Annotated in this window: 9 protein-coding genes; 6 read left to right on the top strand and 3 right to left on the bottom strand. The window is 72.8% G+C overall.

Annotated features, from left to right (window positions below):
* Positions 1-39 precede the first annotated feature (39 nt).
* Genes AC3A3H_RS14610 through AC3A3H_RS14600 form a run of 3 tightly spaced genes read right to left on the bottom strand, consistent with a single transcriptional unit; the run spans position 40 to position 3,802 of the window.
* Positions 40-1,446 carry an aldehyde dehydrogenase family protein gene (locus AC3A3H_RS14610; RefSeq protein ID WP_487615270.1) on the bottom strand — a complete coding sequence of 469 codons (1,407 nt, stop codon included), beginning with the start codon at positions 1,444-1,446 and terminating at the stop codon, positions 40-42.
* Entirely contained in the window at positions 1,446-2,639 is a 1,194-nt protein-coding gene (locus AC3A3H_RS14605; protein ID WP_487615269.1) for an acyl-CoA dehydrogenase family protein, read from the bottom strand. Before AC3A3H_RS14605 ends, AC3A3H_RS14610 begins: the two co-directional genes overlap by 1 nt.
* On the bottom strand, positions 2,636-3,802 hold the full coding sequence (locus tag AC3A3H_RS14600; RefSeq protein ID WP_487615268.1) for a CaiB/BaiF CoA transferase family protein: 1,167 nt from the start codon (positions 3,800-3,802) through the stop codon (positions 2,636-2,638). Before AC3A3H_RS14600 ends, AC3A3H_RS14605 begins: the two co-directional genes overlap by 4 nt.
* A gap of 87 nt (positions 3,803-3,889) precedes the next feature.
* Here AC3A3H_RS14600 and AC3A3H_RS14595 point away from each other — a divergent pair, with 87 nt between their 5' ends.
* From AC3A3H_RS14595 to AC3A3H_RS14570, 6 genes are all read left to right on the top strand, one after another.
* Positions 3,890-4,675 carry a FadR/GntR family transcriptional regulator gene (locus AC3A3H_RS14595; protein WP_487615267.1) on the top strand — a complete coding sequence of 262 codons (786 nt, stop codon included), beginning with the start codon at positions 3,890-3,892 and terminating at the stop codon, positions 4,673-4,675.
* On the top strand, positions 4,668-5,375 hold the full coding sequence (locus AC3A3H_RS14590; RefSeq protein WP_487615266.1) for a cache domain-containing protein: 708 nt from the start codon (positions 4,668-4,670) through the stop codon (positions 5,373-5,375). Before AC3A3H_RS14595 ends, AC3A3H_RS14590 begins: the two co-directional genes overlap by 8 nt.
* A 70-nt stretch (positions 5,376-5,445) precedes the next feature.
* Positions 5,446-6,711, top strand: coding sequence for an FHA domain-containing protein (locus tag AC3A3H_RS14585; protein ID WP_487615265.1), 1,266 nt, complete (start codon positions 5,446-5,448; stop codon positions 6,709-6,711).
* Positions 6,708-7,544 (top strand): PP2C family protein-serine/threonine phosphatase, encoded by an 837-nt coding sequence (locus tag AC3A3H_RS14580; RefSeq protein ID WP_487615264.1) that lies wholly within the window; start codon positions 6,708-6,710, stop codon positions 7,542-7,544. The genes AC3A3H_RS14585 and AC3A3H_RS14580 overlap by 4 nt, the downstream gene beginning before the upstream one ends.
* A gap of 166 nt (positions 7,545-7,710) precedes the next feature.
* A complete protein-coding gene (locus tag AC3A3H_RS14575) occupies positions 7,711-9,144 on the top strand; it encodes a serine/threonine-protein kinase (RefSeq protein ID WP_487615263.1) in 1,434 nt (477 codons plus the stop codon).
* Positions 9,141-15,050: an Ig-like domain-containing protein gene (locus AC3A3H_RS14570; protein WP_487615262.1), complete on the top strand. Its 5,910-nt coding sequence runs from the start codon at positions 9,141-9,143 to the stop codon at positions 15,048-15,050. The genes AC3A3H_RS14575 and AC3A3H_RS14570 overlap by 4 nt, the downstream gene beginning before the upstream one ends.
* The last annotated feature ends 38 nt before the right edge of the window (positions 15,051-15,088 follow it).

Below are 15,088 nucleotides of genomic sequence, written 5' to 3'. Positions count from 1 at the left end.
CGTCGGAACTGTGCGCCGACGGCGGGCGCGATGTCCGTATCAGGACTCGCGGCGGGGGATGCCCGAAGGGTTGCCGTCGCGGAGTTCGGGCGGGAGGACATCCTGCGGGGCGTCCTGGTAGGCGATCGGCGTCAGCCAGCGGCGGATCGCGGTGGCGCCGACCGAGGTGTGGACGCTCGCGGTGGTCGCCGGCCAGGAGCCGCCGTGGTGCTGCGCCCAGCCGATCGCGACGCCGGTGGGCCAGCCGTCGAACAGGAGGCGACCCGCGACGGGCGCGAGCAGGCTCGCGAGCGCAGTGACGTCTTCGCCGGCCCCGCGGTGGATGGTGGCCGTCAGCGACGGTCGCAACGCTGCGACCAGAGCAGGCAACTCATCGTCGCGGTAGGAGACCAGAACCGTCGACGGCCCGAAGTGCTCCTCCAGGAACACTGCCGGCTCGGCGAGGAACGCCGCCGCGTCGGTCAGCGCGATCGCGGGCACGGACGTCCCCGGCTCGTCGCGGCCGAGCAGCACCGTCACGGCCTCGTCGGTCCCGAACGCCTCGACGGACGACGCGTAGGCGGCACTCATCCCCTCGGTGAGCTGGCGGGAGGCCGGGGCTGAGCCGAGCGCGGCGCTCACCGCGTCGTCCACGCCTGCGCCGGACGGGATGAACACGAGGCCCGGCTTGGTGCAGTACTGGCCGGCGTCGCGGGTGAACGACGCCACCAGCCCGGCGCCGATCTCGGCGGCGCGCTCGCGGGCAGCCGCGTGGGTGACCACCACGGGGTTGACGCTGCCCAGTTCGCCGTAGAAGGGGATCGGGTCCGACCGGGCCGCCGCGAGGTCGAACAGCGCCCGGCCGCCGCGTTCCGAGCCGGTGAAGCCGGCGGCGCGCACGGCGGGATGCCGGACGAGGTCGGCCCCGGCCGCGATGCCCTCCACGAGCGCGAACCAGCCGGCGGGCAGCACGTCGAGTGCGATCCGCGCGGTGCGCTGCGACAGCAGCGGATGACCGGGATGCGCCTTCACGATCACCGGGCAGCCCGCGGCGAGCGCCGACGCCGTGTCGTTGCCGAGCACCGAGAACGCGAACGGGAAGTTGGACGACGAGTAGACCGCCACCGGCCCGAGCGGCCGCAGCATCCGGCGCAGGTCGGGTCGGGGCGGGACGAGCGACGCGTCGGGGGAGTCGAGGGCCGCCTCCAGGTAGCCGCCCTCGCGCGCCACCCCCGCGAAGAAGCGGAGCTGGGCGGCGGTGCGGGTGACCTCGCCGTCCAGGCGGGCCTCGGACAGGTGGGTCTCCTCGGCGGCGAGCGCCACCAGTCCTCTGCGGTCGCTTTCGAGTGCGGACGCCAGCGCGTCCAGCCAGGCGGCACGATCCTCGCGGGCGGTGGGGACGGCCGCGGCTGCGGCGGCGGCCCCGGCGGCCGCGTCGACCGGGAGCGTCACGGTGAGGTCGCCCATCAGAACGCCGCCAGTCCGGTCAGCGCCCGTCCCAGCACCAGCGTGTGGATCTCGTCCGTGCCCTCGTAGGTGCGCACCGACTCCAGGTTCGCCATGTGCCGCATCACCGGGAACGCGTTCGTGATGCCGTCGCCGCCGAGGATGGTCCGCGCCTCGCGCGCGATGGCCAGCGCCTCCCGGACGCTGTTCAGCTTGCCGACGCTGATCTGGGTGGGCGTGAGCCGCCCCGCCTCCTTCAGCCGGCCCAGGTGCAGGGCGAGCAGCATCCCCTTCTCGTACTCGACGAGCATGTCGGCGAGCTTCTGCTGGATGAGCTGGGTCGCGCCGATCGGCCGGCCGAACACCTCGCGCGAGGTGGCGCGCTCGATCGAGACCTCCAGGCACGACCGCGCGGCGCCCATCGCGCCCCAGACGATCCCGTAGCGCGCCTCGTTGAGACACGAGAACGGGCCGGACAGCCCCCGCGCGCCGGGCAGCATGGCCGAGGCGGGCACGCGCACGCCGTCGAGGACGATGTCGCACTGCACCGAGGCCCGCATGGAGAGCTTGCCGTCGATCGCCGTCGCGGTGAAACCCGGCGTGGCGGTCGGCACGACGAAGCCGCGCACGCCGTCCTCGGTCGCCGCCCAAACCACGGCGACATCCGCGAGCGCGGCCAGGCCGATCCAGCGCTTGGCGCCGTCGAGCACCCAGTCGTCGCCCTCCCGGCGGGCCGTCGTCGTCATCGCGGCGGGGTCGCTGCCGCCCTGCGGCTCGGTGAGCGCGAAGCAGCCGATGCGCTCGCCGCGGGCCATCGGCGCGAGCCACTCGGCCTTCTGCTCATCGGAGCCGAACTTCGAGATCGCGCTCATGGCCAGCGAGCCCTGCACGGAGACGAAGGTGCGCCAGCCGCTGTCGGCGGCCTCCAGTTCGTGGCAGACCAGGCCGTAGGCGACCGCGCCGGCTCCCGCGCAGCCAGGGTCCGTCAGGTGCATGCCGAGGAAGCCGAGAGCGCCGAGCTCGGCCACGAACTCGCGGCGGAAGTGCTTGTCCTCGAAGTCCTGCTCGATGACCGGGGCGATCCGCTCGACCGCGAAGCGCCGGGCGGCGTCGCGCCAGTGCAGCTCGTCGGCGCTGAGCAGGTGGTCGATGCTGAACGCCTCGTCGAGTGCGGAGGCCGCTGCGGTGGCGGCAGCGGGTGCCTGCGTGGTCATCGGGTGGTCCTTTCGGTGGGGCGGACGGCGTCCAGCCACTGGGGTTCGTGCCTGCCGAGCGACGGCGGCGGCGTCCGGTGTACGGCGGGTGACGTGCTGAGGTGGATGGGGGTGGCCGGTTGCCGCCAGGTGCGCCCGGTCGTCGGGTCGACGGTCACGGTCACCGGGTCGAGCCCGAGCGACTCCGCGAACGCGAACGCCTCCGCCACGGTGTTGACGAGCCCGGCCGGGACGCGGGCGGCGGCGAACGACTCCACCCACTCGGCGGCTCGTCGGCCGAAGAGCACGGGCTCCAGGACGGCGCGCAGCTCGGCCCGGTGGCGCACCCGCTCTTCGTTGGTGTCGAACCGCCCGTCGGCCGCGAGGGAGGGGAGGCCGAGCACGGCCGCGAAGGCAGCGAACTGCCGGTCGTTGCCGACTGCGACGACGAGCTCCCGGTCGGCGGCCCGGAACACCTCGTACGGCGCGATGCTCGGGTGCGCGTTGCCGAGCCGGCCAGGGGAGACTCCGGTCGCGAGGGTGCTCGACGCCTGGTTGGTGAGCGCCGCCAGCAGCGAGCCGAGCAGGTCGACGTCCACCCGGGAGCCGAGCCCGGTGCGGTCGCGCTCGCGCAGCGCGAGCAGGATTCCGGTCAATGCGTTCTGGCCGGTGAGCACGTCCACGAGCGCGACGCCGACCTTAGTGCGCTCGCCGTCGGGCGCCCCCGTGATGCTCATCAAGCCGCCCACCGCCTGGACGAGGAGGTCGTAGCCGGGCAGCGCAGCGCCCTCCTCCCTCCCGAATCCGGTGATCGAGCAGTAGACGAGGCCGGGGTTGCCGGGGCGGAGGGCGGCCTCGTCCAGCCCGAAGCGCTCCATCACACCCGGACGGAAGTTCTCGACCAGCACGTCGGCGGTCTCCGCCAGCCCCCGTGCCGCCGCGAGGCCGTCCGGCGTGCCCAGATCGCAGACCACCGACCGCTTGTTGCGGTTCACGGCGGCGAAGTAGGTGGACTCGCCGGCGTCGTCCACGGGCGGTCGCCACGAGCGGGTGTCGTCGCCGGCCGGGCTCTCGATCTTCACGACGTCGGCGCCGAAGTCGGCGAGCAGCATGGTCGCGTACGGGCCGGCGAGGACCCGCGAGAAGTCGGCGACGCGCAGGCCGGAGAGGATGCCGTCGGCCATGCTCGCTCCTTCGCTCGGACGGTCGCCTCGCGGCCCCGTCGGTAATTCATCCTATATCGAATGATTCGACCGGGATATCGTGGAGGCGTGACCACCTCCACTCGCGATGCTGCCGGAACGACCCGCGCCGCGCCAGGGGCCAGGGACGCGGTGTTCGCGCAGCTCTCCGACGCGGGCCGCGCGGAGCAGGTCGCCCGGCGGCTGGCCGACGCCATCGTCCTCGGCGTGCTGACGCCGGGGGAGCGGCTGCCCAGCGAGGCGGAGCTCGCCCGCCGGTTCGGCGTCGCGCTCGTGACGGCGCGCGAAGGCCTCGGGATGCTGCGCGAGGCCGGGCTGGTCGAGACCAGGCGCGGCCGGGACGGCGGATCCTTCGTGGTCCACCCGGGCGACGGCGACGAGACGCTGCTGGCGACCCGGCTGCGCGGCCTTTCGCAAGTGGAGCTGAGCGACCTCGCGGTCTACGTGACCGCGATCGCGGCGGGCTGCGCGGACCGCGCGGCCGAGCGCTCGACCGCCGCCGACGACGCGCGGCTGGCGGCCTGGCTCGCGGCCGCGGACTTCACCGGCCCGTCCGCCGCGCGCAGGAACGCCGGCGGCTTCCTGCTGGAGCTCGCCGTGCTCAGCCAGTCCACCCGGCTGGTGCGCGAGCAGATCCGGCTGCAGGCCGAGTTCGGGCCGCTGCTCTGGCTCGGGATGCGCGACCCGGAGCTGCGTGCAGGGACGGCGGAGTCGGCCGGCGTGATCGCGGCCGCGGTCGCCGAGGGCGACGCCGGCGCGGCGCGCGCGGAGGTCAGCGCGCTGCTCGCGCGGGTCGCACGCTGGCTGCTGTCCGCGAAGGCGCGGATCGAGACGGGAGGGACGATCGATGGCTGAGGTCACCGGGACGCAGGCGGGCGTGGAGGCCGCCGCCGAGCGGGTGAGCGACCTGTTCGCCCGCATCCAGGAGTCGCTGGCCGGCTGGCGCGACGCCATCCTCGGCGGCGCGTCCGCCACCACGACTACCGCGGCGCTCGACACGACCGTCGGCGCGCTCGTGATCCCGCTGCTGCGCGAGGACGACCCGCTGCTGGTCGGCGCCGGCTTCATCGCCGCGCCGGAGTTCGTGGGCGGCGACGACCTGCACTTCTCCTGGTGGCTCGGCCCGCTCGAGGAGAACCCCGTCTTCGGGTCCACCACCGAGCCGAGCAGGCTCGACCTGGCCTCCCGCTCGTACTCCGACTATCTGCGCGACTTCCGCTCGCTGGAGTGGTACAGCATCCCGCAGTCCACGCACCGCACGCACATCACGGGGCCCTACGTCGACCACCTGTGCGCGTGCGACTACATCGTGACCGTGACCTCCCCGGTGGAGCGGGACGGCCGGATGATCGGCGTGGTGGGGGTCGACGTGTACGTGAAGCGGCTGGAGCGCGAGCTGCTGCCGGCCATGCTCGCCGCCGGCCGCCCGGTCGTGCTCGTCAACGAGGCCGGCCGCGCCATGGTCTCCACCGACCCGTCCGTGCTGGTGGGCGCGGTGGTCGACGCGGGGGAGGACGCCGTGCGCTGCGCGGGCACCCCGTTCCGCCTGGTCTAACATCGGTACAGCCAACACATCCTGCATCGGGGAGCAGCCCCGGTCCATCGCCGACCTGGAGGAACCCGAGGTGACTCCCGGCTTCACCCGCTACGCCCCGACCGCGGGACCGTCCCGCTGGCTGCTGATCGCAGGCCGGCGGTTCGTCGCCTGCGTGGAGAGCACGGCCGCCGACAGCATCGTCGACGCGCTCTGGTGGCTGGCCGACTCCGACCTCGCGACGATCGAGTCGGTGGTCGGCGCGTTCCCGCTCGGGGGGCCGGACAGCGTGCGGTCGTTCGCCGTCGCCGAGCTGGGCGAGCCGAACGCGGCGGGCGAGATCATCGTCACCGCGGTCGTCCGCGGCTCTGCCGCGCTCGACGTCTTCTCGGTGGGCGGTGCCCGTCGGTTCGGGTCGGGCGGCGTCCAGCCCTGGGTGCTCGCGGAGTTCCGCAGTGTGACCGGTCTGGCCATCGGCGGCGACGACCTGCCCACCGGGCCGGTCGCCCGGCTCGCCGTGGGGTCGCTCCCGATCGGCCTCGGTGTGGTCGACGGCGAGCTGCTGACCTGGTCGAGCACGCCGATCGAGCGCGTGGCGCGCGCCGCCGTGAGCGCTGTCGAGGCGGAGGACGCCGACGCGGACGCCGATGCCGAGGCCGAACCGGGCACGGAGCTCGACGAGACGATCATCCGGGATCGCAACCGCAGTTCCAGCCTGTTCTCCCGTGCCGACCGCCCCGCCGCGGCCGAGCCGGCCGAGTCGCCCGAGGGCGCGCCCGCCGCCCAGGCCATCCCCGTCGCGCACGAGCTCCCCGGCGCCATCGACATCGAGGAGCCCGGCGCCGCCACCGAGCGGCCGGACTTCCGCGACACGCCCGGGGGCCGCCCGCCCGCGGTCGCGGAAGCACCGCCCCCGGCGACCGACGAGACGGAGGCGCCCGCGCCCGCGGAGCGGTTCGCCGTGCGCGTCGTGCCGGGGGACATCATGGAGCTCGACGTACCGATCGTGATCGGCCGCCGGCCCGCCCTCCAGCGGGTGGAGTCCGGCGTCGCGCCGCGTCTCGTCACCGTGCAGTCGCCCGAGCAGGAGGTCTCGTCCACCCACGTGCGCGTCGAGCAGTCGGGGGACGCCGTCGTCGTCACCGACCTGCGCTCGACCAACGGCACCCGCGTGCACCGGCCGGGCGGCAGCGCCGAACGGCTGCGCCCGGGGGAGTCCACGGTCGTCCTCCCCGGCACGGTTGTGGAGATCGGCGACGGTAATATCATCGAGATCACCGCCGTCCCGGCCGGCGGCACCACGGGGACCCCGCGGCCGCAGCCGGAAGCGGACCGTCGAGAAGAAGGACGCGAGTGACCCAGATCGGTCGCACCAACCGGCGCCACACTGTGGTCGTGCCGGGCGGCGCAGACGCGCGCATCAGCCTGTCCTGGGCCGCGCTGTCCGACACCGGCTACCGCCGCAGCGTCAACGAGGACAGCCTCCTGGCCCGCTCGCCGATCTTCGCGGTCGCCGACGGCATGGGCGGGCACACCGCCGGCGACTTCGCCAGCACCGCCGTCGTCACCCGGCTGGCCGAGAAGGTGCGGGTCGACTTCGTCACCGAGGCCGCGCTGACGGAGGCGCTGCGCGACGCGGTGGGCGACATGGGCCGCGGCGTCGGGCAGACCGACCTCGGCACCGGCACCACGGTGACGGGCATCGCGCTCACGCTCGCAGACGGCTCCCCGTACTGGCTCGTGTTCAACATCGGCGACTCGCGCGTCTACAGCTTCCGCGACGGCACGCTCGAACAGCTCACAGTGGACCACTCGATCGTGCAGGAACTGCTCGACGCCGGTGCGATCACGCCGGAGGAGGCCGAGGTCCACCCGCACAGCAACGTCATCACACGCGCTGTCGGGTTCAACGAGGACCCGGTGCCCGACTACTTCCTGTTCCCGATCGTCGCCGGCTCGCGCCTGCTGGTGTGCTCGGACGGGCTCACCAAGGAGCTCACCGAGCACGGCATCCGCTACTACCTCGGCGAGGGCAGCTCGCCCCTGGACGCGGCGCAGCAGCTCATGGACGCGGCGCTCGGCAACGGCGGGCGCGACAATGTGACCGTGGTCGTCGTCGACGTGCTGGCCACCCCGGAGAGCGGATCGCATCGCGAGGGATTCCCGCGCCGGGCGGCGCGCAGGCACTGACGGAGGGCTCCCGCAGTGGCCGCGGCGCGCCATCATGGCCCCCGAGTTGGGGGTAATCGAGGTGTCCCCAGTGCGGGTCCGGGCCTGCTGGCGCGCTGCCGGGCCTGCCTACAATTGATGAACGCCTTCGCCCCCGCGAACGCGCACGGCCGACGGGAGGAGCTGCTTGGCTCGGCGCTTGCCTTCACAGCCGCCGAACCTCCCTGGCTTCTCGTACGTCAGGGTGCTCGGTTCGGGCGGCTTCGCCGACGTGTTCCTGTACGAGCAGAACATGCCGCGCAGGCAGGTCGCGGTCAAGGTCATGCTGGCCGAGGTGGTCACCAGCCAGGTCAAGCAGATGTTCCAGGCCGAGGCCAACCTCATGGCCCAGCTCAGCACGCACCCCTCGATCCTCACGGTCTACCAGGCGAGCGTCTCGTCCGACGGCCGGCCGTACCTGGTGATGGAGCTGTGCTCGTCGGCGATCGGCCAGCGCTACCGCTCCGACCTGCTGCCCGTGCCCGAAGTGCTCAGCATCGGGGTGCGGATCGCGAGCGCGGTCGAGACGGCGCACCGCGCCGGCGTGCTGCATCGCGACATCAAGCCCTCCAACATCCTCACGACGGCGTACGGGCATCCCGTCCTCAGCGACTTCGGCATCGCGGCCACGCTCAGCGAGGCGGACGTCACCGAGGCGATCGGCCTCTCGATCCCCTGGTCGGCTCCGGAGGTGCTGCTCGACGAGACGAGCGGCACCGTCGCGAGCGAGGTGTGGTCGCTCGGCGCGACCATCTACTCGCTGCTGGCCGGCCGGTCGCCGTTCGAGCAGCCGGGCAAGGAGAACACCTCCGCCGAGCTCATCCAGCGCATCACCAAGGGCCGCCCGCAGCCGATCGGCCGCCCGGACGTGCCGCCGCGTCTGGAGCAGATCCTGATGCGCTCGATGTCGCGCAAGCCGTCCGCCCGGCAGCGCAGCGCGCTCGAGCTGATCCGCGAGCTGCAGTCGGTGGAGGCCGAGCTCGGGCTGCCGCAGACCCCGATCGAGGTCGCGATGGACGACTGGGCGCTGGCCACGGCCGACGACCCGGAAGAGCGCACGCGCGTCAAGGGCGTCCTCGCCGTCGACCCCGGCTCGGTCCGCCGGCGCCGGCGGCGGACTGCAGCGTCCGCCGTCACGACGACCCGCACCCCGCCCCGCACGATCGTCCGGGAGAGCGCGGGCAGTTCGCCGACCGTCCCTCCCGCCGCGCCGGCGCGGGCGTCGCGGGCGCTGGTCGGCGCCCTGATCGCGTGCGTCGCGCTGGTGGTCGTGCTGGCCGTCACGGCCACGGTCGTCCTGGTGCGGGCGAACTCGGCGGGCGACATCCCGGCCGTGCGCGACCTGAGCGGCCGGGTCAGCCAGGGAACCATCGTCTTCACCTGGAGCGATCCGGGGCTGGAGGGCGGTGACAGCTATCAGGTGGCGGTCGACGACCAGCCGCCGAGCAGCCAGCGCGCCACCGAGTTCCGGGTGGACGCCAAGCCGGGCCAGACCGTGTGCGTCACCGTGACCGTCAACCGGGACGGCAAGACCGGGTCGCCGAGCGGCGAGAAGTGCGTGCAGAGGACCGACTCGCCATGATCCGCGCGTGGCTCCTCGCCCACAAGTCGATCGCCGCCACCGCCCTGAGCGGCACCGTGGTCGCGGCCGTCGTGGCGACCCTCGCCGTGGTGTCGGGAGGCTACAGTGCCCAGCACCTGCAGCTCAACGACGCATCGGTCTGGGTGGCAAGCGACGCGAAGAAGGCCCTGGGCCGCGCCAACACGCAGATCGACTCGCTCAACTCGATCGTGCCGGGCACCGGGGAGGCGCTCGACGTCGTCCAGGACGGCCAGAACGTGCTGCTGCTCGACAAGGAGGCCAACACCGTCGCCGTGGTCGACCCGGCGACGGCGCAGGCCGGCAAGTCGGTGGCGCTGCCGCCGCGGTCCCCGCAGGTCGCCGTCGCCGGCGATCAGGTCGCCATGCTCTCCCAGACCACCGGTCAGCTCTGGCTGACCTCGGTGTCGCAGCTCGAGCAGTTCAACTCCGGGTCGGCGCCGACGATGGACCTGGGCGGACGCGCTGTCGGCGCGATGGACCCGTCCGGCGTCCTGTTCGCCTACCAGCCGGGCACCCGGAACCTGGTGCGCGTCGACCTGAGCGGCGAGCAGCCGGCCAGCTCGACCGAGAAGGTGCCCTCGCGCGGCGCGGGCGCGCACGTCCAGCTGACGTCCGCCGGCGGACAGTGGGTGCTCTTCGATCCCGACGAGAGGACCCTCTGGGTCTCCGGCCGCGCCATCGACCTGACGGCGGCGCTCGGCGAGGACGCCGACCCGGTCATCCAGGCGCCGTCGGCCGACGGCAGCGCGGTCTGGATCGCGACCTCGGGCGGCCTGGTCCGCGCCCCGCTCGACGGGACGGCGCCGACCCGTGTGCTCAGCACGGTGTCCGGTGCGCCCGCAGCCCCTGTCGTGGTGGGCGGCTGCGCGTACACCGCCTGGAACTCCGGCGCCGCCTGGCACACCTGCTCGACGCCGTCCTCCGGCACGCGCAGCACTCTGAGCGAGGTCCCGCCCGGCGCCGTGCTGTCCTTCCGGGTCAACCGCGATCGCGTGGTCCTCAATGACACCAGGTCCGGCGTCTCCTGGGCCGTGCAGAGCGGGAACGCGCGCATCGACAACTGGGACGAGCTGGTCTCCAAGAAGACGACGCAGGAGCTGGTCGACCAGTCCAAGCAGGACACGACGCCGCAGTACGCCAAGCAGGAGCAGCCGCCCGTGGCGGTGGCCGACCAGTTCGGCGCGCGTCCGGGCCGGGTGACGCCGCTGCCGGTGCTGCTCAACGACTACGACCCGAACGGCGACGTCCTGGCGATCGACTCGTTCACCGCGATCCCCGCCGAGCAGGGCACCATCGAGCTGACCAACTCCGACCAGCTGCTGCAGATCACCCTCCCGGCGACCGCGAGCGGCTCGATCGGCTTCGACTACACGATCTCGGACGGCCGCGGCGGCACGGCGACCGCGCACGTGACCGTGACGGTCCGCACGCCGGAGGAGAACTCGCCGCCGGTGTGCGTCCGCCCGGCCAAGGCCGTCGTCCAGGCCGGCGCCCGGGTGACGACGTCGACGCTCAGCGAGTGCTACGACCCCGACGGCGACCCGTTCTTCCTCGCGGGCGCGACGGTGCCGGCGCCCGACACCGTGACGTTCACACCGCAGGGGCAGGTCGCCTACTCCGACCACGGTCAGGGCGGCGCGCTGAAGGATGTGGCGCTAGTGCTGTCCGACGGCCGCGCCGAGGGCGCAGGGCAGCTCGCGGTCACCGTGCAGCCGCCCGGCCAGGTGCCGATCATCGCGGACCCGTTCGCCGTCGTGGCGTACCAGGGCCAGGAGACCACCGTCCGGCCGCTGGACCATGTCCGCGGCGGCAACGGCGTCGTGCGGCTGAGCACTGTGCCCTCCAAGGCCGACGCCACCATCACGCCGGACTATCAGGGCGGCACCTTCCGGTTCGAGTCGGACCAGGCCGGCACGCACAACATCGAGTACTCGGTCACCGACGGCGTGATCACCGCCACCGGAGTCGTGCGGATCGAGGTGAAGGCGCCGCCCGGGGCGAACACGACGCCGATCCCGGTGCCGCACACCGCCTTCATCCGCGAGCAGTCGACGCAGGACGTCGACGTGCTCTCGACCGACATCGACCCGTCCGGCGGCGTGCTCCTGGTCACCGGGGTGACCGACCCGGCGCCGTCGACCGGCGTCAAGGTGCAGATCCTGCAGCAGCGCACCCTCCGGGTGTCGCTGACCCGGCCGCTCACCGAACCCGTGGACTTTCACTACCGGCTGAGCAACGGCCTGGCCGACGCGGAGGGCACGGTCACCGTCATCCAGCTGCCGCCGCTGACCGTGCATCAGCCGCCGATCGCGGTGCCCGACTCCATCGCGGTGCGCGTGGGGGACACCGTCGACATCCCGGTGCTGGCCAACGACGTGCAGCCGGACGGCGACAAGCTGACCCTCGACCCGACGCTCGCCACGCCGCTCCCGGCCGGGGCCGGCCTGCTGTTCGCCACGGGCGACCACCTGCGGTATCTCGCGCCGGCCAAGCCGGGCAACTATGTCGCCGCCTACCGGGTGTACGGCGCGGACGGGCAGTGGGCCACCGCCGAGGTCAACATCGCGGTCCGCGAGCGCGACCTCGCGACAAACAACCCGCCGGTGCCGAAGACCGTGACCGCGCGCGTGCTGGCCGGCGACACGGTGCGGATCACCGTCCCGCTGTCCGGCATCGACCCGGACGGCGACTCCGTGCAGTTCATCGGGCAGGAGACCAACCCGCAGAAGGGCGCCGTCATCGCGTCCGGACCGGACTGGATGGACTTCCAGGCCGGCGCCTACGCCGCGGGCACCGACACCTTCACGTACGCCGTCGTCGACTCGCTCGGCGCCCGCGCGACCGGCACCGTGCGGGTCGGCATCGCGCAGCGGGTGGAGGGCGCGCGCAACCCGGTCGCGGTGGAGGACGACGTCACGACCCGCCCCGGCCGGACGCTCAACGTCCAGGTGCTGGCGAACGACTCCGACCCGGACGGCAGCCCGCTCAGCGTGACCGCCGTCACCTCGCTCGACGGCAAGGCCAAGGCGAAGATCCAGGGCGACATCGTCGTGGTGGCCGCGCCGCAGCAGGAGGGCGCCTACGGCTTCCTCTACACGATCCAGAACGATCAGGGCGGCACCAGCCAGGCGTTCCTCCGTGTCACGGTGGCCAAGAACGCGCCGCCCGCGCGGCCGGTGGTCAGCGACACGGTGCTCGGCCTCTCCGACATCCTCGGCCGAGAGACCGTCGACGTGAACGTGCTCTCGAATGTGTTCTTCGCGGACGGCCCGGTGTCGACGTTGAAGCTGTCTGTCGTGTCCGGCTACGGCGCGACGGCGTCGGTCACGGCGGGCAAGCGCATCCACATCGCGATCACGGCCAAGAGCCAGATCATCCCGTTCCGGGTGGCCAATCCCGAGGACGACTCCGTCGCCGGCTACGGCTTCGTCCGCGTCCCCGGCTACGACGACGCGCTCCCGCAGCTCAAGCGCGGAGCCCCGAAGCTCACGGTCGTCAGCGAGAAGTCGCTCACCATCCACCTGAACGACTACATCGTGGCCGTCGGCGGGCGCAAGGTGAAGCTGACCGACGCCGCGACCGTGCGGGCGACCCACGCGAACGGCGACGACCTCGTGGTCAACTCCGACACGCTGCAGTTCACCTCGTCCACCCGCTACTTCGGCCCGGCCAGCATCTCGTTCCAGGTGACCGACGGCAGCAGTGCGAACGATCCGAACGGCAACGTCGCGACCATCGTGCTGCCGATCGACGTGACCCCGCGAGAGAACCAGCCGCCCGTGTTCACGGGCGCCCTCATCGACTTCGAGCCCGGGCAGTCGAAGACGGTCGATCTGACCAAGCTGACCAGCTACCCGTACGCGAAGGACCAGAACGAGCTCCAGTACTCGATCCAGAACCCGCGCCCGGACGGCGTCTCGCTGTCGCTCTCCGGCCAGAAGCTGACGATCGCGGTGGGCGCCGGAGTGGAGAAGGGCAGCCAGCCGTCGATCTCGATCGGCGTGAAGGACGCCGTCAACGCAGGCCAGGCCGGACGGATCGACCTCAACGTCGTGCCGTCGACGCGCCCGCTGGCCAGCCCGCAGCCGGACCGCGTGATCGCGCCGCGCGGGCAGACGACGACGGTCGACGTGCTGGCCAACGATGCCGCCACCAACCCGTTCCCGGGCAAGCCGCTGCGGGTGCTCGCCGTGCGCGGCCTCGGCGGCGCCCTCCCCGACGGCGTCACCATCACGCCGAGCACGGACAATTCGGTGCTGCAGGTCACGGTGTCGAGCACGGCCGCCCCGCAGGACACCACCCTGCAGTACGAGGTCGCCGACGCGACGAACGATCCCGACCGCTACACCTGGGGAACGGTGACCGTCTCGGTCCAGGACCGCCCAGCGCCGGTCTCCAACGTGCAGGTCGGGGCGATCGGGGACCGCAGCCTGACGCTGAGCTGGACGCCGGGCGCGTTCAACAACACGCCGATCACGGGGTTCCAGGTCACGATGTCGAACGCCGCCACGGGAGCCGTCCTCGGCACCACGCAGTGCACGACCACCGTGTGCGCGATCACCACCCCCGGCAACGGCCGCCAGAACGCCGTTCTCCTCGCCGTGCAGGCGCGGAACGCCCTCGGCCTGTCCGACCCGACGAGCTACGTCGAGCCTGTGTGGTCCGACGTCATCCCGAACGCACCGGCCAACGTGAGCTCGACGCCGCTCGACAACGGGCTCCGGATCACCTGGGACCGGCCGGCCGACGCCCCGGGAGCCAGCCCGATCAGCTCGTACCTCGTGACCGTCGGCGGGATCACGAACTCGCTGCAGGTCTCGCCGGGCGACAGCGGCAGCTACGCGCTCAACGTCACCGACCCGGGGATCGCGAACGGCGCGGCGATCGGCTTCTCGGTGGCGAGCCGCAACGACTTCTACCAGGGCAGGACGACCTGGAACCAGACCTCCGGGAGCGGCGTGCCCGCCGGCGCCCCGGTGCTGACGGGCACGGCTCCCGTCGCGACGCCGGACGACACGGACGGGTCGAGCGCCACGCTGTCCTGGCCGACCGCCTTCGGCGCCAACGGCAAGGCGATCACGGACTACTACGCGGGCGTCTTCCAGGGCGGCGCGCAGCCGGGCTGCAGCGTGACCGGCGTGGACACGGGCGCCCCGGTGCTGCACGTCGACCCCACGTCGTCGACGTTCATCCACACGCAGGGCGGGAGCGTCACCTTCACCGGGCTGCAGGCGAACCAGACCTACAACTTCGTCGTCTACGCGTACAACGGGCAGGGCTGCACCGCCAGCGCGGTGGTGTCGGCCACGCAGCGGCTCCAGCCGGGCTCCGTGCGGGACGTCGCGATCACCGGCCCGACGCCCAGCTCGGGGAACACCTGGGACTACCAGGCTGCTGTGGACTACCAGAACGGCAGCGGTTCGAGCCCGGTCATCAGCTACCAGCTGCTCAGCGGCGGCTCCGTGGTCGACAGCGGGCAGTTCTCCGGCGTGAGCGGCGCGTTGACGGGAAGCGGCGGCGCGCACTACGGCATGCCCCTCACCCTGAGCATCACGAGCATCTGCGAGACGTACCCGGACGGCTCCCAGCTCTGCACCCAGCAGGGCTTCAGCAAGCCGATGGGCGTCGCGGTCGACAGCGCGATCGGAGGCCAGCGCTACGACCAGCCGACACGGACCTTCACCTGGACGAGCTGGCCCACCGGCTCCGGCTACACCCGCGTCACCTACAGCTGCGAGGCGGGGACCGAGTTCGACATGCCGCCGGCCGGCCAGACGGCCGTCTGCGTCGCACCGCCGGGCGGCGGGCAGCCGACGCTCACGGTGACGGTCTACGCCAACGGCGACACGTACAGCACCGCCTATCCAGCCTCAGGCATGCCATGAGCGACGCCAGGCATACTGAGGACGGCCCGCGCACCGGC

The organism is Leifsonia sp. Soil_N53 (genome assembly GCF_057655165.1).
This window is presented reverse-complemented; position numbering and strand designations above follow the sequence as displayed.

Excerpts from the sequence above, each read along its gene's own strand:
- AC3A3H_RS14610 (WP_487615270.1), bottom strand. The coding sequence starts at position 1,446 with ATGGGCGACCTCACCGTGACGCTCCCGGTCGACGCGGCCGCCGGGGCC.
- AC3A3H_RS14605 (WP_487615269.1), bottom strand. The coding sequence starts at position 2,639 with ATGACCACGCAGGCACCCGCTGCCGCCACCGCAGCGGCCTCCGCACTC.
- AC3A3H_RS14600 (WP_487615268.1), bottom strand. The coding sequence starts at position 3,802 with ATGGCCGACGGCATCCTCTCCGGCCTGCGCGTCGCCGACTTCTCGCGG.
- AC3A3H_RS14590 (WP_487615266.1), top strand. The coding sequence starts at position 4,668 with ATGGCTGAGGTCACCGGGACGCAGGCGGGCGTGGAGGCCGCCGCCGAG.
- AC3A3H_RS14570 (WP_487615262.1), top strand. The coding sequence starts at position 9,141 with ATGATCCGCGCGTGGCTCCTCGCCCACAAGTCGATCGCCGCCACCGCC.